This is a genomic window from Sphingobacteriales bacterium, from assembly GCA_016700115.1.
Taxonomy (GTDB): domain Bacteria; phylum Bacteroidota; class Bacteroidia; order Chitinophagales; family UBA2359; genus UBA2359.
In genome coordinates this window covers 899,282-920,560 of record CP064999.1, presented here as the reverse complement: position 1 = coordinate 920,560, position 21,279 = coordinate 899,282, and the positions used below count along the sequence as shown (strand labels likewise).

Below are 21,279 nucleotides of genomic sequence, written 5' to 3'. Positions count from 1 at the left end.
GTGCCTGACTTTATAGGGTGTTTGTTAGGTCAAACTCAATCCATGTTTGAAGCATTCACCTTCTAAAGAGCTTCCCTTCAGGGGGATTTGTTGGTTTTTAAATTATCCGGTACAATTTATTAATGTAGCCCATGACAGACAAGAATAAGAGACAGTTAGGGTTTTTTCTGATAGCAGCGTTGGTAATTATATTTTTTCAGGTAATCATCGGAGGAGTAACACGGTTAACAGGTTCCGGATTGTCTATAACCGAATGGAAACCGGTAACAGGAACATTTCCACCACTAACTGCCGAAAGCTGGCAGTCTGAATTTGATAAATACCGCGAAACACCGCAATACCACAAACTCAACAAAGGCATGACTCTGTCCGAGTTTAAGTTTATTTATTTTTGGGAATGGCTTCACCGGCTTTGGGGGCGCATTGGATTTTTGTTCATTTTAGCCATTTTTGCAGTGATGCTGTACCGGAAACAGTTAGACCGGCCTGCCATCCGCCACTTTTTAGTGTTTCTGTTTCTTTATTTGTGTCAGGGGCTATTGGGCTGGATCATGGTCAAAAGCGGGTTGGTTGACATGCCTTGGGTAAGTCATTACCGCCTGACTGCACATTTGTTGTTGGCTGTTGCGTTGTTTTCTTATGTTTTATGGTTCATTTCGGATTTACTCATCCCTGAAGATCAAAGACCGGTCAATTCTTCTCTGAAAAAATTTACCTTTTTACTGATTACATTGCTGATCTTACAGGTTTCATACGGGGGCTTTATGTCAGGATTAAGGGCGGCAATGTATTACCCCTCATTCCCCGACATGAACGGACAGTTTGTGCCGGATACTATCTTTTCAATGAACCCATTTCTGCTCAATTTTACCGAAAATATCGCTACTATTCAGTTCGTTCACCGAAGTTTGGCCTATCTGCTTTTTATACTGATCATGATATTTTGGTGGAAAGCAAGAAAAATATCAACAGGTCAATCCGTTTTCATAACCACCGTCAACTTTCTGCCGGTTTTGCTCTTTATACAGTTTGCCTTGGGTATAACGGTATTATTGCTTTCTAAATATGGGATTCCGGTTGGTTTTGGCGTAGCACATCAGGCAGTAGGTCTGTTGTTGCTTAGCACAGTATTATTGGTTTCTTTCCAGTTAAAAAAAACAAATGGGCACCAATCAGGGTAAATCGGTAGTCGGTCAAAATTTTTTTGCCGGCTATTTTCATACACAGAATATCTTTACTTTTTTATGTTCGGATTTGTGATGTTTTTCTCACCACCTCTTTTTTTACGGCAATGCTATATAAAACATCCCGAAACGTCAGAACTATGGCAATCATATACCGAAGGGTACTTTTCTCATACTTTTCATTTCCTTTTTAATATTTGGTCGTCTTTTAAAACTGGTTGTTAAAAAAAAGTTGAAACAAATGAAATCAAGTTGTCAATTTTAACTCAAAAAACAAGTTGCAACAGAAATTAAAATTCTTTTTCCCGGGAAAATGTTAAAAAAAATCATATCTGCATCGGTTGTCTATACGATGCTTTCTTTTTTTCAACCACTCTTGTCTTTATTGTTACAGCCGATTTATCTAAATTGGTTTAGCAATGAAGATTACGCCTTATTTTCTCTGATGAACAGCTATTCCTCATTTGTTACTTTAATTAGTGCATTGGGTATAGGTGGCGGTGTTTTTACCTTTTATTACGACTATCACCACAACAAAGAAGAGCTTGACCGGTACATCGGAAACGTACTTACTTTTTGTATCTGGACTATTGGAATCTTTTCTTTACTGATTTTTCCTTTCGGTAATTTTCTTTTTTCGATTCTTTTTACCAATAACGATTCCATTTTATTTTATCCTTACGGGGCTATTGCAACTATTGGGGGTATTTCGGCAGCTATTGTTACTCCTTTTATCGTTTTTTTGCGAAATGGAAACAATCTTTTTGCCTATGTTACCCTGATTTTGATAACTGCCTTGGGTGGTTTTATAGGGCAGCTTGTCTTTATTGTTTTGTTTAAAGCGGGCATAACAGGCGCTTTATGGGGTAAAACGATAGGATCTGTATTTGGAGCTACCCTGGTTATCGTGAAAAACAGAAAGCAGCTTTTCTGGAAGCCCGATTGGAGCTATCTGAAAAATACGCTGGAATTTATGAAATTCTCAACACCTGCTTCCGTGTTTGCATGGATGTATATGTATGTGGACCGGTTTTTAATTGAAAGGATGTTGAACATGTTATTGTTGAGTGTTTACAGCTTGTTGCATGTCCTTACTTCCACGATTGAGCTGGCTTCTTATGCTGTTAAAAATGCAATAACGCCTTTTGTGTTTGCTAAACTAAAGGAATCTGAAACTGAAGGAACACCGGTTAATAACATTTCTATATATCGTTTCTATTATTTATTTATTGTGCTATTTGCTTCAACGGTTGTTGTAGTGGTAACAAACATTCATTGGTTAACATCTAACATTTATTATCACAGCATAGCCACCTATGTTTTTCTATATGCATCCGGTTATATTATCGGAAGTTTGATTGAAATTGGGAATATATATATTTATTATGAAAAAAAATCTCCTAAACTCTTGATGTATGGATTGTTTTCTATTAGTTTGAATGTAGGGCTTAATATCTTCTTGGTTCCTGTTTATCAACTTTGGGGGGTGGTTTTAGCCTCCTTTTTTGCCCGCTTTTTTACTTTTTTCGCCTATTTTATCCCACACCGAAAATTATTACGGATATTTTTTACGCGCAGAGAATTAGCCTTGTTTTTATTGGTTTTTATGGTTTTTGCCATAGCACATTGGGCAACAGTTTTTCAATTTATTTCAATCGGCAATGTCGGAATAATTCAATTTTTTATAGTTGCAATAATCATAATATCTCTGAACAGATCTATCCCTGTTCAGGTGTACAGGTTTTTAAATTCCATGATTAATTTTAGAATGCAATAACCTAAACCCTCTGTTTAGTACAACATCAAAAAAAAAACAACTCGCGATTTTGCCAAAGTCCAAAAAGGGAATTGCAATTTTTAGGAAGTTTTGCAAATACGGAAAACTTATGAATTAACGGCCCATGTGTATAAGCAAGACCGAAATATCAGAAGGAGAAACCCCGCTAATTCTGCTTGCTTGTCCTAATGTAAGCGGTTTTATTTTGCTGAGTTTTTCACGGGCTTCAGATGATAAGGCTACTAAAGTGCTGTAATCGAAATCAGAAAACAGCTTAATCGCTTCAAGCCGGCTCATTTTTTCGGCCATTTCCTGTTCTTTGTTGATATAACTTTCATATTTGGCATTGATTTCTGCCTGTTCAACTGCTTCTGCGTCATACTCATTTAACAAATCAAGCACCTTGGGAACCTTAACAAGATCAGACATTCCTATCTGAGGGCGTAACAACAGGCTCATCAATTTTACCTTGTTTTTTATAGCCGGAGTGTCTTTTTCTTCCAATATTTGATTAACTTCTTCAGGGGATATAGACGATTCTAAAAATTCTTTTATAATGGACTCAGATTGATTTTTCTTCAGTAACATTCTATCATAGCGTTCCTGACTTGCCAATCCTAATTTATAACCCAGGGGGGTCAGTCGAATATCGGCATTATCTTGTCTTAAGAGGATGCGGTATTCGGCGCGGGAGGTAAACATCCGGTACGGTTCTTCGGTGCCTTTATTGATCAGGTCGTCTATCAACACACCGATATATGCTTCAGAACGACTAAGAACAACAGGTTCAAGCTCATGCACTTTTTGGTGCGCATTGATACCGGCCATCAATCCCTGACATGCAGCTTCTTCGTAACCGGTGGTGCCATTAATTTGACCGGCAAAAAACAGGTTACTCACTAATTTTGTTTCGAGGGTATGATTTAACTGAACCGGAGGGAAATAATCGTATTCTATGGCATACCCCGGACGAAACATACGGACATTTTCAAATCCCGGAATTTTAAGCATAGCCTTATACTGCACATCTTCGGGCAATGAGGTAGAGAAGCCGTTTACATAGATTTCTATTGTTTTCCACCCTTCCGGTTCTACAAAAATTTGATGTCTTTCTCTCTCAGAAAATCTTTCAATTTTGTCTTCAATTGAAGGGCAATATCTGGGTCCGATGCCTTTAATACGACCGCTAAACATAGGGGATTGGTCGAAACCTGTATGCAGGATATTGTGAACTTCTTTGTTGGTATAGGTAATCCAGCAACACCGTTGTTCGGCGAGTTTTGGAGTTTCTGTAAATGAGAATTTTCCCGGAGGATAATCACCCTCCTGAACTTCCATTTTACTGTAATCCAAACTTCTGCCGTCCACTCTTGGCGGTGTTCCGGTTTTCATTCTGCCGGATTCGAATCCAAGGCTATTCAAACATGCCGTCAATCCGGTTGCAGAGCGCTCTCCTGCCCTTCCTCCACCAAAATTTTTTTCGCCGATATGTATCAGACCATTTAAAAAAGTCCCGTTGGTTAATACTACTGATTTAGCCGTGATTTCAATTCCTAAACTCGTTTTTACTCCTGAAACCACCTTATCTTTGACTAAGATTTCTGTAACCATATCTTGCCAGAAATCCAGGTTTGGCGTTTCTTCCAACATGTGTCTCCATTCTGCGGCAAATAACATTCTGTCGTTTTGTGCTCTTGGGCTCCACATAGCCGGACCTTTTGACAAATTCAACATTCGAAATTGAATCATCGTTTTGTCAGTAACGATTCCTGAATATCCACCAAGTGCATCTATTTCTCTGACTATTTGACCTTTAGCAACTCCTCCCATTGCCGGATTGCAAGACATTTGTCCGATTACCTGCATATTCATGGTAATCAGTAAAACGCTTGAACCCAAATTTGCAGCAGCAGCGGCAGCTTCACATCCGGCATGACCGCCTCCAACTACAATAACATCATACTCTTTAAACATTATACTATCTATTTTAACGACACAAAGTTAGCCACATTTTACACAAAATTCTACTTATCGCGGAATCCCTACTTTTTGTCAGTTTACAATTACCGTCTAAAATGTTTCACGTGAAACATTTGGCAGGCAGAATTGTGTAGGTGAAAAAGTTGTTCAAAAATTTTTCATCTGCTTTTTGGTGTACTTAGAGAAGAAGCATTTAAATGTTTCACATGAAACATCAATAAAGACAAGCATAGTCTTCCATTTCAGCTAAGGATTCGGTGATAAGTTTTGTCCAAAATGCCTGTTTGCCGGATTTAAGGCCGTGCAAGGTTTCCTGATCATACAAACTATGCGCTTTTTCCATTTCGTTGTAGAGATTGTCTATAATAGATTTTACCTGGCTTTTTGGTAAACTGCAAGGGTTCTGTAATTTAGAAAAGGTTTTTCGAAGTTTGCGGGCATATAGTTCTGTGAGGTCAAAATGCAATTGCTCGTGATGTAACAGGTTTTCGGATTTTTTGTCGGTACTCCAGGATTGTGTTTTCACAAATACAGTACGTACTGAGTAGGTAAAACGATTCCGATAATCACATCGGTGCTTTTCCTGAAGATATGTTGCTGAAATTGCACTATACCGGCTATATTTGTCTGGTTTTCCCCAAAAATCATCCCAGGAAATATAGCGTTGATGACACCATTCAATTTCGGTCGAAGTGTTTGAAGGAGCAGAAAAAACAAAAACAACGAAAAAAAATAGTATATTCAACGTGAAACGGTTCATTTACCTGCTAATTAAACGAAAATAAAACAAACGGAAAACAATATTTTCTTGAATGGTGACAGATTAAATTTCTTGCGGACTTAAAAGTAAATATAATTGCCCGAAATTTGATAAAAACAGAGAACTATAAAAGCATGACACAACAACGAAAACAGATAGGGTTGCTGTTTGGTTCTTTCAACCCTATTCATACCGGTCATCTGATTATTGCCGAAACATTGGCTTATTCAGATGGCATTGATGGAGTTTGGATCGTAGTTTCACCTCATAACCCTTTGAAAGACAAAAAAACGTTGCTTAATCAACATGACAGGTTACATTTAGCCAACCTTGCCACCGAAAACAATCCCCGAGTTAAAACGACCAATATTGAATTTTTCTTGCCCCAACCTTCCTATACCATCAATACTTTAACCTATTTGCAGGAAAAATATCCGGACTATACTTTCAGTATCATCTTAGGAGAAGACAATATGGAGCATTTTCACAAATGGCATAACTATGAGTCGATACTTAAATACTATAGCCTGATTGTTTACCCAAGGTTTAATCATCCACCCAAAACATTTCTTGACCTGCCTAATGTGAAAAGATTAAGCGTGCCGATTATCGAGATTTCATCCACACATATCAGACAGTTGCTGAAAAGCAGGAAGTCTATTCGGTATTTAGTTCCGGATCAGGTGTATGAATGTATAATGGCATCAAATTGGTGGAGAAAGTGAAAAGGCTTGTGAATATTGAAAGAACTGTGTTTATATTTAAGGGTTTTTAAGCAGTATCTTTTAGTTTGGTTTTTGAATTTTTGGATGTAGAATAGTACTCAATTAACCCTCAACAGCCGGCTTTTACTTTCAGATTATTTAATTGCTTTGAAATAACAGGAATCCCCTAACTTTTTAAACTTCAAATTATGATCACAGTTTACATTTTGATTGGTGTTGCCCTTGTTCTTGCAGTTACAGGTTTGCGAATCGCTCAGGAATATGAGCGAGCCTTAGTTTTTCGGCTTGGACGGTTTGTGGGCATCAGAGGCCCCGGACTTTTTATCATAATCCCATTTATTGAACGTTCCCAACTTGTGGATATCAGAACCCGAACAGTTGATCTGGAACAACAGGAAACGATCACCAAAGACAGTGTTACGATAAAAGTAAATGCCGTGTTATGGTTTAGAGTCGTTGATCCCAAACAGGCAATTTTGCATGTAGCCAACTATACACAAGCGGTTTATCAGTTTTCGGTAACAACTCTGCGAAACATTATTGGGCAGCACCAATTGGATGAAGTACTGAAAGAGCGGGAAGAAATCAATGCCTTACTTCAAAAAATTGTTGATGATACCACCGAGCTCTGGGGGATAAAAATAGAAATGGTGGAGATGAAAGATGTAGAGATACCGGTATCTATGCAAAGGGCAATGGCCCGCGAAGCAGAAGCAGTCAGAGAAAAACGCGCAAGAATTATTAAAGCCGAAGCCGAACTGGAATCCTCGCTCAAACTGACTCAAGGTGCAAAACACATGAGCGAAACCCCGATTGCTTTAGAGCTTAGACGACTGCAAATGATTTCGGAAATTGGGATAGACAATAATACAGCGACTATCATTATGTTGCCTTCCGAGTTTGTCAATGCAGCTAAGGGGTTGGCAGATTTGGCAAACAAGCAAAGCTAAACTAAGATTTAGCGGATTAGAGCGATTCAGATTTTATTTTTAACCCCTAACTCTCATTTTATTTTACGGAATACATATTAAGTTTGGTTAGCATTTTTTTAGTTTGCTTTAGAATTGGTTCCTCCACCCAATTATCTCCTAAAAAGACTTTGCGATGCTCTTTGAGTTCTGTAACGAAATGGGCGACCGAATACTTTGACAATAACTCATGTTCTACGAGTAGTGCATAGATGATGTAGTACCATTGTAAGGCAATATGATTAACAAACATCCATCCATTGAGGGTATCTTCATTTTGCATAAAACTCACGTCGGCTTTGAGTACCGTTTTCACACCGTCAAACATGACCTCTATGGCGTTTCTGCTTTTGTATTTGGCATACAATTGTGGTGGTGATATGTCTTTAAGGTTGGAGAGTAGGGCAAAAGTGCCAAAGCGTGGTAGTCGGTCATTGAATTTTTCTCTTGTATAGCCATCTGTGTTGGCATCTATGCGTTGGAGATAGTCTTTTTGCTCCTGTGTTTTTAGGCGGTCGTCTTTGAACAGTCTTACCCTGAATCCATCTTTCTCATATTCGTTAGTCCAAATGATCCGGTCTTCATACTTGAAGTAATCGTTGGACGACTCACTAAGTTTGGAATAGTCAATCAAGGTGTTGTCGCGTTTAAGTGGTAGGATGTAGTGCAGTCCATTTTGGTCTAATAAATCCATGTTGGCTTTGCTGAAAAACCCCTTGTCGGCTATAATGATCGCGTCTTTGAGCCCACTTTCAAGCAGGGTGTTCTTAAATCCGACCACTTCCCGACTGTTGCCACTAAGGATTTTGTAAAACAGTGGTTGGTGGCTTGAAGGAGAATAAATATACATCAGGTTCACTTGCGCATCAAATACCATTTCGCTGTTGTAGCCTTGCTTGGTATAGTACATGGTGGTAGAACTGTTGAACATATTGGTCATATCAATCAGCAAATGTTCGCCTGCTTTGATGAAACTCTGCATATATGCCACACAGGTTGCCCTGTCCTGTCCAATCTCGGCGAGTGTCGTGCTTAACTTTTGGGGGTATATTTTTTCTTTCTCGCCCACACTTAACATGGATTTACTTATCAGCAACGGCATTCGGTTGATGGGGCTGTTGTGTACAAAACGGGCATAAGCCATGTAAATAATCAGTTTGTGGTGTTTGGGGAAAAACTCCTTAAGTTTTTGCTCAATTTCCTTTCCATAGACCTCTAAGAAGTTGGTAAACCCACATTCCTTAATGGCAATCTTGCTAAAGTCAATTCCTTTGGCAGCAATTGTTTCCACTTTGGCTGCTCGTGAGGCGACAAAGCCGTTATTTTCGGTGATTTTGCCTAACAAGACACCGGTTTTCTTGCGCCCTTTTTTTACGCACAGGGTCATAAAAAGAACTTACTGCATATAGGTAGTAATGACCATTGATAAACCTAAGCTCTGTTCCGGGCTTGCGATGCGAGATGACCCAATCGGGATAGTTGTGTTTCATAAGTATTACGTATCTTACGTAATACAAAGAAACGACGAAAACCCCATAAAACAAAGAACTTTTAAGCCTATTCCGTAAAAATTTTAAGAGTTAGGGTTTAACAGCCTAATCGGGTTCTTCTTCTTTTTCAATAGCCGAAGCTCGTTTTAGCCGATCATTGATGGCGCGTCCTAAGTTTTGGTCCGGAACGGGTTCGGTCAGAATAGTTGTTACCGGCAAACTATCTAAAAAACGCAACCCGTCAAACAGATTTCTGGCTGCTTCTTTTAGGTTGCCGTCAGGGGATAGGATTACCTGATAAGGGTAATTGTAGTTTTTGCAAAAAGACAATACTCCGGTTGTTTCGGGCGGATACTGCTGAATAAGCGTTTCGAGATTGCCAAGAATCACGGTCTTATTAGGGGCATAATGGCTTTTCAACATTCCTGCCGATTTTGGATTGGATGAAGAGTGCAACTGCACATTTACTTTACCAATAACAGTTTCTATTTGTTCAATACTTGTTCCGCCTAACCGGTAAACAGTAGGCAGGTCAGTATCAAACCCTACGATGGTCGATTCGATGCCAATTTCGCAAGGTCCTCCATCTAAGATATAAGGTATTTTGTCGCCCAATTGTGCTTCGACATGTTGCGCCGTAGTGGGGCTGACATATCCAAATGGATTAGCGCTTGGTGCTGCTAACGGAAAATCAAGACAGTTAAGCAGTTCTAATGACGTGGAATGAGAAGGCATTCTAATTGCCACATAGGGCAATCCGCTGGTAACCAAATCGGATATAAGATGATTTTTCGGCAGAAGCAGGGTTAATGGACCGGGCATAAATGTAGTAGCCAGAAGTTTAGCTTTTGAAGGAAAACTTATTACATATTTTTTAATTTCTTCAATAGTTCTGAAATGGACGATTAAAGGGTCAAAAGTGGGGCGGTTTTTAGTGATAAATATTTTTAATATAGCATCATCATTTAATGCGTTTGCGGCTAATCCATAGACAGTTTCGGTTGGAATTGCGACCAATTCGTTGTTTTTCAACAGTTTTGCAGCATATTGAATATCTGTTCCTATCATTTCGGGAAAAGAGATTTGGGGTTAATAGCCGAGGTCAGACAAATTCCATGTTTTTTCCCAAACGGGTTTGCCGTGTTTATTACAAATAAAAACCGTACAACGGCGATTGCCGGCAGTTCCGGAAATCGTGAATTTGGCAAAATTGGCTCTTTTCAAACGTGTTTTTGGCACAGCAAGTTGAGTGCCCTTGCTCGTACTTAATAAGATTCCGGTAGTCAGGCTGCTAAGCGGGGAGGTTGTAACTTCATAGAGGTCGTAACTTTCGGGGCGGGGGAGGCGGTAAAGCTCTGAAAAATGCCGGTCGCCACTGATTAGAATCACGCCTTTAATATCGTTTTGTTGCAGCAAATCCAAAAATGCGGTGCGCTCTGCCGGAAATTCTTTTAACCCTTCTGCCGGGGAATTTTCGATGAGCATTTGAACCCCGCAAACCACAAACTTAAATGTAGCCTTTGATTGAAGCAGTTTTTGCTTCAGCCAATCCCACTGATAACTTCCCAAGAGAGTCCCGTCATCGCCCTGATTGTTCTGCAGGCGTTTATAATACCGGTCATCGAGTAGAAAAAACTCGGCATCCTGATACTCAAAGGAGAAAAACACTCCGGGATGATTGGGATGACCATAAGCCGGATTTGCCCAAAAAAGCTTAAACAACTGCAAAGCCCAGTCTTTGGAAGGGATGGAACTATTGGCATTGTCGTAACCAAAATCATGATCATCCCATATTGCATATTGCGGCATGGATTCGAGCAGAAAATTGAGGGGTGGGAGGGAGCGCATTTTAACATAACGAGCAAACATGGACTCATAACTTTTCCAGTCTCCGTTTCTGAAATACAGGTTATCTCCCAGCCAAATCATAAAATCAGCACCGGTTTTGGCGGCGCTTAAATAGGTTTTTGCCGTTACTCCGGGTTGCACATCTTCCAATGCCGTTTCGGGTAAAAGTGCGCAAGAACCGGCCACAAAACTAAAATCAGAGGTACCGGGAGGCTTTAAGGTTCTTATTTGACCGGTTTTTACCTCTTTTCTGTTCAAAAACAGGCGATACCAATAGGTTGTATTTGCCGTCAGATGTTTGAAATGAAATTGGGCAGGGAAGTAACCAAATCTGACTTTTGAAGTATCTGAAGCAAGGGTTTGTTGAGCGACCGCTTCACTGTCTTTTTGTTGGTGGAGAGAAATGCCAACAGTTTCCGCATGTTGTGTTAGTATCCAAATCAATATTTCAGAATCAGTGGTATGCCCCTGCATCGGCCCGCTAATAATTTTTGGCAGGGTTTGTGCTTTCAGTAAGATGTTGTGAAACACCAACGGCAGCAAAAGATACCATAAAAGCATATATACCATCTTGTTCATAGAAACAGGGCTATTTTTTACTTTTAAGAACCGGCAAAGGTAAGGAATGTATGGGGCAATTGGCTTTTATCTGTTTAAACTTGCACCGACCTGCTTTTTACGACTCTTGTTGTATCAAAATAAAGCATATAAATAGAATTAACCCCTTTAAGGTGTCCGGTTTTTGCCTCTTACTCGATAAAAAGAACCTGAGGAAGGGGCATATTTGAGGTTGATTTTGCATTTTTGCCCCTTCACAAAGCCCTTAAGCCACCCTGCAAAGGTTTATTGCACCTTTGCAATGACTTAAAGTGCCTGTGTTTTAACTTAATGTACCCCTGCAAAGGCTTAAAGTCTCCCTGCAAAGGGTTATTGCACCTTCGCTAAGGATTAATGTGCCTGTGCATTAATGTAAAGTCCCCCTGCAAAGGCTTAATGCAACCCTGCAAAGACTTAATGTACCTGTGCAAAAGCCTATTGCGCCTCTGCAATGACTTAAAGTACCCCTGCAAAGGCTTAATGTGCCTGCGCAATGGTCTTATGTGCCCCTTTTTTGAGACACAAAATCCTGTTTTTTTATAATAGATGGCGAGTGGGTGAAAGTTGCTTTTTAAAGTGAGGCGGGTGTTTTTTGTTCTTTGGCAGTCTAATTTTCGAAGAAAGGTTGGCAGTTTTGAGAGGTAAGGCGGGCGATCTCTCATGCAAATACGTGCTTGAGGGGCAGATTAATTTATTGAGTTTAATTAGTATAAGTACTCTAAACAAACCAACAAAGGATGCCGTAAATCAGGTATACTTAAGTAGCTGGTTTTGGTAAATCTCTCAAAAGTTACAGAAGACCCAAAAAGATTTTTTATCAATCATTGCTTTTTTGATATAAAAACAATACCTTTGAATAATGTTATAATTTTTTCTACTAAAAAATCGTGATTTTATGAAAAAACTACTAACTTTGATGAGTCCGACACACCGACACACCGACACACCGACACACCGACACACCGACACACCGACACACCGACACACCTAAAGTATTTGATACAAAGAAGTTGCGGTCAAAATTTAGTTTTTTAACTGAATTTGTGCCGCATAAACGGTTAAGTAGCTTATTATTTGCAATTTTAGTAATTTGCTCAACCTTTAAATCACATCCTGTTTTTGCAAAACCGCCTGTAGTAACCTTTCAATTATTTATTGATGCCGATCCTGCTGATGCCAGTGTATTTCATTTGTATGTGCAGCCTCAAACCGGTGCATCCTTACACAATGGTTGCGTTGTAAATATTGATGTCGTATTCACTTTTTTAGATGAAAGCAACAATGCCATAGAAACCCAAGAACTAAACATGTCATTTTTTGGTACAGATGCCTTCCCTGCTTTTTCTGTGATGATGCCAACCAATATGATGCAATACTATGCCACCAGCTCTTGCAGCAATGCAGTTTCTGTAGATATACTTACAGATTTTTATTATACAAATGGAGCGTCTTGTGGTGATGATCCAAGTGTCTATAACCTAACTCTTTACATAAACGGACAAAATATGTTAGATGAGAGTGCTTCATATCAATTTACAAACATACCCGGTTCATATACTTTCTATGGAAATCTTTCTATTACAAATCCTACATTTGAGCTACCGCTAAATGTTAATTTATATTCAAGCACCTATGTGTGTGATGCCGGTCAACTGTTATATGCAACACCTTACGGAGGATGCCCCCCTTATAATATGTCTTGGGAAGACCCCTCAGAAAATCCTGTTGATTGGTTTGACGCTCCAGAAGACTTGTGGAATTCTGGATTAGAAACAACCCCTCCATTTGAAGATATTATTGAGTCAGTCATTGCTGCCAACCAATTAGGTTTATATACTGTTACAATAACCGATGCCAACAGCAACACATTAATTGCCGGTTATGAAATTTTAGAATTGCAGGAAGAAAGTAGCTTTCAATATGATATTCAGTATAATAATTGTGGTGCGATTCTTACCATAAGCCCAACGCCCGATGTAGAACAAATTACAGGATCTTCTCTAAGAGTTAGTAAAGATAATTCTTTTGACATAATTCTACCAAGTTGTACATGGCCCTGTACGCTAACCAAAACGCTTACCCAACCAGGCATATATTATATTACTCTGATTAAGAATAATAGTAGAGAAATATATTGCTTCCAATCGGTTAGTGTTAACATAGATTTACTCCAAATCAATTTTGCCGAACCTATACAGACTGTTTGTGCAGAAGAACTACCTATTAACTCACAATCCATAGTTGCCGGCGGAACAGAACCTTATACCTACACTTGGGAAAACGGTATTCAACCCGAATTGATTACCACCTCCGGTACTTACTCTGTAACTGTTACCGATACAAACGATTGCACTGCTACTAACAGCATTACAGTAATTATAAATCCGCTACCTACTGCACCCAACATTACAGGTAATATAGTTATATGCGAAGGTGAATCCACTACCCTCACCGCTTCTAGCGGTAGTAGCTATTTATGGCAAACCGGACAAATATCATCATCAATTACTGTTAACCCTACAGCCAATACCACTTACTCGGTAACCGTTACAGATAACAACGGTTGCTCTGCTGCTAACAGCACTACAGTAACGGTAAATCCGTTGCCTACTATCAGTATTACAGGCGATTTAATTTTATGTGAAGGCGAATCTACCACCCTTACTGCTTCCGGCGGAGGTAGCTACCAATGGAGTAGTGGTGAAACAACTCAATCAATTAATGTTAGCCCAACATCCAATACCTCTTACACCGTTAACGTTACTGATACCAACGGTTGCGCTGCTGCTACCAGCATTATAGTAACTGTAAATCCATTCCCTACTCCCAGCATTACAGATAATTTATTTTTATGTGAAGGCGAATCTACTTACCTCACTGCTTCTGGAGGAAGTAGTTACTTATGGAGTAGTGGCGAAACATCTGAAACAGTTACCGTTAGCCCATCTGCAACTACCACCTACTCAGTAACCATTACCGACATCGGTTGCTCTGCTTCTGCTTCTGTCACTGTATCTGTTTTAAGCAATCCGCAAGTTAACATTGTAATTGACGAAGGAAACGATTACTGCACCGCTATACTAACAGCCAATGTCACAGGTGGCGGACCCTTTACTTATACATGGTTGCATTCTGGAGAAACGACTCCTATAATCACCGTTAATGCCCTTGGTACCTATTCAGTTGAAGTTTCCGATTTCGGCAGCTGTACAGCCTCAGCAGAGCAAATCGTCACACCTGCAGATTTAGAAAATATTTTTGACTTTGAAGGAGCGTATTTAGTAGGCACTACCCCGCCATTGACCGACGATGACGGAGATGATTTAAACAACATTGAATTGTGGGAAAACAAAACCTTTAGAATTGCAGGCACAATTACAATACCCTCCGGAAAAACCCTAACCATTGATAACACAAATTTGTATATGGCAGGAAAAAACACCAAATTTGATGTAAAAAAAGGCGGCATCCTTCGAATTGTTAACAGTGCTTCCTTACAAGGCGACAATTGTGCTGAAAACTATTGGCATGGCATTCGGGTTGAAGCCGATGCAGCCGTTAACCACCCGAGCACGGAAAACATCGAAACCGTCGGCAGCCCCGATCATGGTGTGGTGTATGTATCGGGCAGTACCATAAAAGATGCCTTGATAGCTATTGAAGACGACGACCCCGTACATCCCCCAAACGAATTATATCAAATCAAAGGCGGCGGGGTTATTATTATTGAAAACAACTGTGTTTTTGAAAATAACCTGACGAGTGTAAAAATGAACCTGTATCGCCCTGTTTTAGGTTTAGAGAGATACCGGCAACGGAGCCGAATTGTAAACAGCAATTTTAGAAATTTACAACCCTTTGTCGGCACAGCCATTCTCGACTACAAATCTCAAATTGATATTAATTCAGTAAACAATGTGCCCATAGGAAATAACTTATTCTATGCCAATTCAGCCATTTTGAGCTTTGAAGCTAAAGGTACCGGTATCAGAACAACTAACAGCGGTATTAACATTGGCACTATTATTATAAATGGAGAAATCTCAGCTGCGCCTAATATCTTTGAATACCTTTACCAAGGGATTGATGTCTATAACACCCTGACCGCCGTTTCGGTAACCAATATTGAAAACAATATTTTCCACGAAGTGACCAAATCTCTCACTCTTAACTCTGTGCCATTTGCAGTCGTGCGAAACAATACTTTTTTGGTGCCAACCGGCAGTTCTGGTGACCACGACTCTTACGCCATTTACACCCTCAATTCCTTTGGCTTCAAAATGACCAATAACTCAATTAACACCTTTTCTGCTGCAAACAGTGATACCCACGCAGCAGTTGTTGACAATGCCTATTTTTCCGACCCTGCCATTGCCAATATCAGACAGAACACGTTTACCGGCGGCTTTACGGATGCCACACATTTTAAAAATGACTGCCGAAGCCTCCAACTCAACTGCAACGTCTATCAAAACGAACCCCAATGCGACTGGTACATCAAAGAAGGTGCCGAACTGGATGCTCAAGGAAAATGCGTAGGACCAAACCCCGAACTCTCCTTCCACCAACACTGGCACACCGGGATGCCAGGTAATACGGGATACCATGTGTACAACGCCAACGACGACTTCACCCTCATACTAAACCACGACGACTATCAATATTCGGTGCCGACAGAAAATGGCGGTGATGGTTCGGTTGTAAATAATGAATGTTTTACAGGTACAGATCCGGTTTTAAATTTAGCCTGCATTGTTCCTGTTCCACCATACGGTGAAGGCAATGAAGGTTGTGAGTATAGCGGGGAAGAACTGAGTCTGAAAATACAGGATTGGCAAATAGCCGGCGAGGGCGACAGCATCATTGCCCTGTTGCATTGTGTAGCCGCAGATTGGGCATACAAAATATTGGTAGGCACCTATATAGACCGCCGCATGTATCCCGAAGCCCTTGCCATTTTAGACAGCATACCCGATACGCCGCAGAGCAATGCCGACTTCAAAGCCATCTATTACGCCTACATACAACTACTCACAGGCGGCAGCGGTAAAAATTCGGATGCTGCTTTTGTCTTGCACCAAGCCGAACAAAACAGATTTGATGCCCGACAGACCTTGGCCGAGAGTATGCTTGCGATGCTGCAAGGCAACAGCTACGTACGCAGCGTGGAGGATAATTCAAGCAATCGGCCTAACAAAGCAAAGAAACATAAACACTTTGCACTTTTCCCTAATCCTGCCAATCATTTAGTAACCGTTCAGTTCTACCAACCCCCGGCCGCCGGCGAATACCTGTATCTGTACGATATGACGGGACGGTTGTTCAAAAACATGGCTGCCGGCGGAACGGAAAAGGTACAATTCGACACCGGTAATCTGCATAACGGCATTTACTATCTGCGTTTGGGCACAAGTACGCAAGTAGAGAAATTGGTCGTCATCCATTAATTGTTTACCCCAAGCCGGAAATGCGTTTTCGCTGTTTCCGGCTTTTTAAATTTCCCAACCATAACATGAGGAATATAACATTCTTTTTCATATTTGCTTCCATGTTTTTATCTGCCCAGACAACCAACTTCACCTACTTTAACAAAGTATATGAGGCAGATACGATGAACATGCTGTCGCAGGCAGTACGCCCTGTTGAAGACGGGTATTTGGTTTTGGGGGTGTACAGCAGTTATGCCGGCCGTGCCTTGTACTTACTGAAAATAGACTTGGCGGGTAACCCGGAATGGTTTAAGCATATTGATGACGATCCCGAAGTAAAAGGCATAGAAGACGGAAAATTCGTATTACAGGTTGATAGCAACTCTTATATTGTTGTATATGCAAGAGAAAAACCCGACGGATGGAACGAAACCCATTTGGTAAAATTCACTTCTATTGGAGAGATACTGTGGCATAAAGTTCATACCACAACCAACGGTTCTCAAACTATGCGCCACATAGTAAGTACTTCGGATGGCGGAATCGTAATGGCCGGCGCACAATATATTGAAGGAGACACAACCCGCTACTATGTTCTGAAAACCGATGCTGCCGGCAACTTCGAATGGGACAAGACCTATATGTTGGATAACAGTTCGGTAGCCTTTTCCGTTCAGGAAACCCCCTGGGACGGCGGGTTTATCATTGGCGGGTATGCCGTAAATGCCGCAAGCGGCACCCTAAACTACGATGCATGGGTCATCAAAACCGACCACCTCGGCGATACCCTTTGGACACGCACCTACGGAGGGGAAGGTAACGACTGTGCCGCTTATGTCATTCCGCTTACTACACATCAAGAGTACTTTTTTGAGGGCAAACCCATAGAATATCTGCTGACCGGCTGTACTACCGTAAGCGGTGTAAACCATCTGTATCTTGCTAAAACAGACGAATCGGGAGATATTATTTGGGAAAAGAAATACAACAGCTTAGGCGGTGTTAACCCTGAGCTTATCTTAACTTACCCGATTATCATTCGCAGCAGCAACCCTCTGGAAAACAGGAATATCATCGGAGTTTGTCCGCCTAATTTATACGGCACTAAAAGCGGGTCTATGATAACCAAGTTTTACTTTAACGGCAATATTGCCTGGTATAAAAAAATAACGTGCAATCCTGAAGCAGATGTGTATATTCAAGACATGCAGCCCACTTCCGACGGAGGCTATGTGCTGGCAGGCTATCAATATACGCCACCCCAAAAAGGTTGGGTGCTCAAAATAGATGCCCAAGGCAATACCTGTTTTCCGGTAGGCTGCGACAGCACGATGGTAGTTTCGGCGGCTGAGTTACCCGTCAAAACTCCCGTGTCGTTGGTACAGATATATCCCAACCCCGTGCAGAATGGCGGCATGCTTACCCTTTCCCACAGTCTTCCTGCAGAGTTTCCGGTAGCGCGGTTTACCCTCTACAACCAAATTGGCAAGATTGTTTGGAAGGAGGAGTTTAATACATGGAATAGAACAAAAATCTTGCAGTTGCCGCCCGGTTTGCCTGCGGGTTTGTATCTTTGGCAAGTGTCTTATATGGGCGATGTTGCGGGGAGCGGGAAGATTTTTATAAGTGAAAAGTGAAAAACTAAAAGTGAAAAGTGGTTTGCCTTTTTCAACCCTGTTGGCGTTGTCAACGCCAACAGGGTTTGCAGTTATCGTCGAATATTACCTATCTTTCGGTTGGAAAAATGATAAATCGAGTTAATCCCAAAATCCCGTAAATCATGGTTCAGACAATATTGCCTGCTTTTGCGTTGACGGGGCCAAATCCTGCCAAACTGCTGGCCGCTACCTACGAAAGCGAGATGAAAACAGACAGTGCATGGATATATCTGCAACAAATACCGGACGATAATGCCGAAAACTCGGCATTTAAAGAACTTTACACCCAGCTTTTGCAAGGCATTCAGCCCCCGCAGGCAGCGGTAAAGCCATGAGCGCACAAGAATTATATCTGCATCAAACTGCTTTGCAGGAACAGACGACTTATGCGCCAATTGCCCAAACCATTAATGCGGGCTACTTCGGAGAGGTGTATTACAAAAACGTGAAACCGGCAGCTACAAGGCAGATAATTAATGCTTTTGAGGAACAACCCTTGTTGTCGGTGTATCCAAATCCTGCCAAGAATTATGTACACTTTGTAATGCCCGCAGATGAAAAGCAATACCGCATAATCATAACAAACATGTATGGCAAACAAGTAGCGGTTCATCTGTTAGTAAACGGCAAGTTAGCTTGGAATACTGATAACATAAGTTCGGGTATGTACTTCTGTGCATTGGTAAAACAAAACGGCGAAGTAGCGGAAACCCATAAGTTAGTTATTGCCCATTAATTTCTCAACACCAAAAGCGCGTACTACTCCAAGTGAATAGTATGCGCTTTTTAAGTTAAATAATTACAAAATGAAAACCATACTTTTCTTTTGTTGTTGTTGCTTTGTTTCAACATTTGCCCAAAATCAATCCTTTGTTTTTAATAAATACTGTTTGCCCGATACCAGCATTAAAACTTCAATGGCAGTAAAATCAATTGTAGGGGGCTACCTTATGGTAGGGGATATTGATGCCGCCAACGGGTATTCAGGAACCTATCTGGATAAATTTGATTTGAAGGGAGACTTGGTGAGTTCTCATATATTGTTTGGAGAGACATGTTACAGCGCCATCTATTTTGGTGCGAGCTTACAAGAAACATCGGACGGCAATTATGTAGTTATATTTAACAAAGGAACTCAATATGCCGATATGAATTTTGTGTTGGTAAAGTTTCAGGAAGATGGTGAAGTCATTTGGACAAAAGAATACATTAGACCTGATAAACAAAATGGGGCAAATTTGGTAAAATGCTCAGACGGAGGCTATCTGATAACGGGCACAAGCCAACATTACTTCACACCTACCAGCGTAGGTCCGGCACGGTTACATGTTATTAAAACCGACAGTCATGGCGAAGAAGAATGGGAATACATTTATCCGGCCAACAATGTAGGTCCGCTTTACGCCTCGCAAACCCAAGATGGCGGTTTCATCATATCGGGCTACCAATACAACAGCGCGACCGGCTACGACATGTATGTGCTTAAAATAGATTCGCAGGGCGGCATGGAGTGGGAGAAAACTTACGGAACTCCTGTTGACGACGGGGGTTGTTGGGTAAAAAGCTACCCGTTGGGCGGATACTACCTGGTGGGTTTAAAATGGGGGGGCGGGGTTACAAAACAAATCTATAATGCTTGGTTAGACGATGCCGGCAATGTACTTTATGCTAAATCATTAAGTAAAAATGAGACGTATGTTGTTGATAGTGCTCCAATTTTTACGGCCGATGGCGGCTATAAAGCGGTTACATTCAGTTACGGACCTCCTCCAATATGGGAGGTGGCGTTTACCTCCTTCAACAACACGGGCGACATGGTATCGGAAATTCCCATCAGCAGCGGCTTGCCGGGCGAAGATTACATACGCGACCTCGAACCTGCCCCCGACGGCGGGTATATCATGGTAGGGTTTAATTTCACCGCACCACAAAGCAGTTGGGTGGTCAAGTTGGGTCCGAACGGGGAATATTGCGGCACAGCCCCTTGTCTTGATAGTTTGTTTGTTACCAATGTTTCTTCTCCCGTTTCCGGCGGGCAAGGTAGCAATCCGGTTGTTCAAGCACAGGTATATCCCAACCCCGCCAAAGGCAGCACAACAATCACCTATTCCCTCCCCCCGCAGTTGCCCTTTGGCGTGGTAGAATTGTATAATTTACAAGGGCAAAAGGTGTGGTATCAGGTGTTGCCGGCGGGTGGCTCACCTTTTACACAGACACTCGATTTATCGGGGCTGCCTTCGGGCATGTATGTATGGCGGTTGGCATTTCCGGGCGGGTATGAGCGGTATGAGGTGGGTGGGAAGATTTTGGTAAGTGAAAAGTGAAAAACTAAAAGTGAAAAGCTGAAAGTGAAAAACTAAAAGTGAAAAGTGGCTGGCTTTAACCGATAGAAACTGCCTTGTTTTCAACCTTGTTGGCGTTGGCAACGTCAACAGGGTTTGCTGTTAATGTAAAATATTACTTATCTTGTGGTTGGAAAAGTGAAAACCGAGTTCATCTTTAAATACTATAAATCATGTTTCGGACGATTTTGCTTGCTAATGTGGGGATATTTTTGTAAATATTTATGCACGCTGTTCAATAAGCAGCTTCTCACATAAGCAATCTCTTTGTAAACTTAGTTAGACGTATTTTTAAAGATTTTATCTGCGGGAATCTGAGTAATCTGCGGGAAAAAATTCAGCTTCTAACATAAGCAAACTCTTTGTAAACTTAGTTAGACCTGTTTTTAAAGATTTTATCTGCGGGGATCTGAGTAATCTGCGGGAAAAAATTCAGCTTCTCACATAAGCAAACTCTTTGTAAACTTAGTTAGACCTGTTTTTAAAGATTTTATCTGCGGGGATCTGAGTAATCTGCGGGG

14 protein-coding genes are annotated in these 21,279 nt (G+C 41.0%); 9 read left to right on the top strand and 5 right to left on the bottom strand.

Annotation, left to right across the window (positions count from 1 at the left end; genetic code table 11):
* Window positions 1–131: 131 nt before the first annotated feature.
* Both IPM47_03090 and IPM47_03085 read left to right on the top strand, forming a co-directional pair.
* Window positions 132–1,181 carry a COX15/CtaA family protein gene (locus IPM47_03090; GenBank protein QQS29956.1) on the top strand — a complete coding sequence of 350 codons (1,050 nt, stop codon included), beginning with the start codon at window positions 132–134 and terminating at the stop codon, window positions 1,179–1,181.
* A gap of 316 nt (window positions 1,182–1,497) precedes the next feature.
* Window positions 1,498–2,961: an oligosaccharide flippase family protein gene (locus IPM47_03085; protein ID QQS29955.1), complete on the top strand. Its 1,464-nt coding sequence runs from the start codon at window positions 1,498–1,500 to the stop codon at window positions 2,959–2,961.
* A gap of 114 nt (window positions 2,962–3,075) precedes the next feature.
* Here the strand turns inward: IPM47_03085 and mnmG are convergent, their stop codons facing one another.
* Together mnmG and IPM47_03075 are read right to left on the bottom strand one after the other, a co-directional pair.
* On the bottom strand, window positions 3,076–4,935 hold the full coding sequence (gene mnmG, locus IPM47_03080; GenBank protein QQS29954.1) for a tRNA uridine-5-carboxymethylaminomethyl(34) synthesis enzyme MnmG: 1,860 nt from the start codon (window positions 4,933–4,935) through the stop codon (window positions 3,076–3,078).
* Between the two features lie 220 nt (window positions 4,936–5,155).
* Entirely contained in the window at window positions 5,156–5,686 is a 531-nt protein-coding gene (locus IPM47_03075; protein QQS29953.1) for a DUF922 domain-containing protein, read from the bottom strand.
* Between the two features lie 149 nt (window positions 5,687–5,835).
* On the opposite strand from IPM47_03075, the gene IPM47_03070 reads away from it, so the two are divergent.
* Both IPM47_03070 and IPM47_03065 read left to right on the top strand, forming a co-directional pair.
* The gene (locus IPM47_03070; GenBank protein ID QQS29952.1) at window positions 5,836–6,426 is read left to right on the top strand and encodes a nicotinate-nucleotide adenylyltransferase; all 591 of its coding nucleotides are present in this window, start codon (window positions 5,836–5,838) and stop codon (window positions 6,424–6,426) included.
* 188 nt (window positions 6,427–6,614) lie between these two features.
* On the top strand, window positions 6,615–7,376 hold the full coding sequence (locus tag IPM47_03065) for a slipin family protein (protein ID QQS29951.1): 762 nt from the start codon (window positions 6,615–6,617) through the stop codon (window positions 7,374–7,376).
* A gap of 58 nt (window positions 7,377–7,434) precedes the next feature.
* On the opposite strand, the gene IPM47_03060 is transcribed toward IPM47_03065, so the two are convergent.
* From IPM47_03060 to IPM47_03050, 3 genes are all read right to left on the bottom strand, one after another.
* On the bottom strand, window positions 7,435–8,781 hold the full coding sequence (locus IPM47_03060) for a transposase (GenBank protein ID QQS29950.1): 1,347 nt from the start codon (window positions 8,779–8,781) through the stop codon (window positions 7,435–7,437).
* 208 nt (window positions 8,782–8,989) lie between these two features.
* Window positions 8,990–9,952, bottom strand: coding sequence for a threonylcarbamoyl-AMP synthase (locus IPM47_03055; GenBank protein ID QQS29949.1), 963 nt, complete (start codon window positions 9,950–9,952; stop codon window positions 8,990–8,992).
* Between the two features lie 21 nt (window positions 9,953–9,973).
* Window positions 9,974–11,311, bottom strand: a complete 1,338-nt coding sequence (locus tag IPM47_03050) for an alkaline phosphatase family protein (protein QQS29948.1) — start codon at window positions 11,309–11,311, stop codon at window positions 9,974–9,976.
* Between the two features lie 1,061 nt (window positions 11,312–12,372).
* Here IPM47_03050 and IPM47_03045 point away from each other — a divergent pair.
* The 5 genes from IPM47_03045 to IPM47_03025 all read left to right on the top strand — a co-directional run bounded on the left by IPM47_03045 (window position 12,373) and on the right by IPM47_03025 (window position 20,740).
* Window positions 12,373–16,776, top strand: a complete 4,404-nt coding sequence (locus IPM47_03045) for a T9SS type A sorting domain-containing protein (protein QQS29947.1) — start codon at window positions 12,373–12,375, stop codon at window positions 16,774–16,776.
* 65 nt (window positions 16,777–16,841) lie between these two features.
* On the top strand, window positions 16,842–18,395 hold the full coding sequence (locus IPM47_03040) for a T9SS type A sorting domain-containing protein (GenBank protein ID QQS29946.1): 1,554 nt from the start codon (window positions 16,842–16,844) through the stop codon (window positions 18,393–18,395).
* A gap of 143 nt (window positions 18,396–18,538) precedes the next feature.
* Window positions 18,539–18,751, top strand: a complete 213-nt coding sequence (locus tag IPM47_03035) for a hypothetical protein (GenBank protein ID QQS29945.1) — start codon at window positions 18,539–18,541, stop codon at window positions 18,749–18,751.
* Complete coding sequence (locus IPM47_03030; protein QQS29944.1) at window positions 18,748–19,152, top strand: T9SS type A sorting domain-containing protein; 405 nt, start codon at window positions 18,748–18,750, stop codon at window positions 19,150–19,152. The genes IPM47_03035 and IPM47_03030 overlap by 4 nt, the downstream gene beginning before the upstream one ends.
* 181 nt (window positions 19,153–19,333) lie before the next feature.
* On the top strand, window positions 19,334–20,740 hold the full coding sequence (locus IPM47_03025; protein ID QQS29943.1) for a T9SS type A sorting domain-containing protein: 1,407 nt from the start codon (window positions 19,334–19,336) through the stop codon (window positions 20,738–20,740).
* Window positions 20,741–21,279 lie beyond the last annotated feature (539 nt).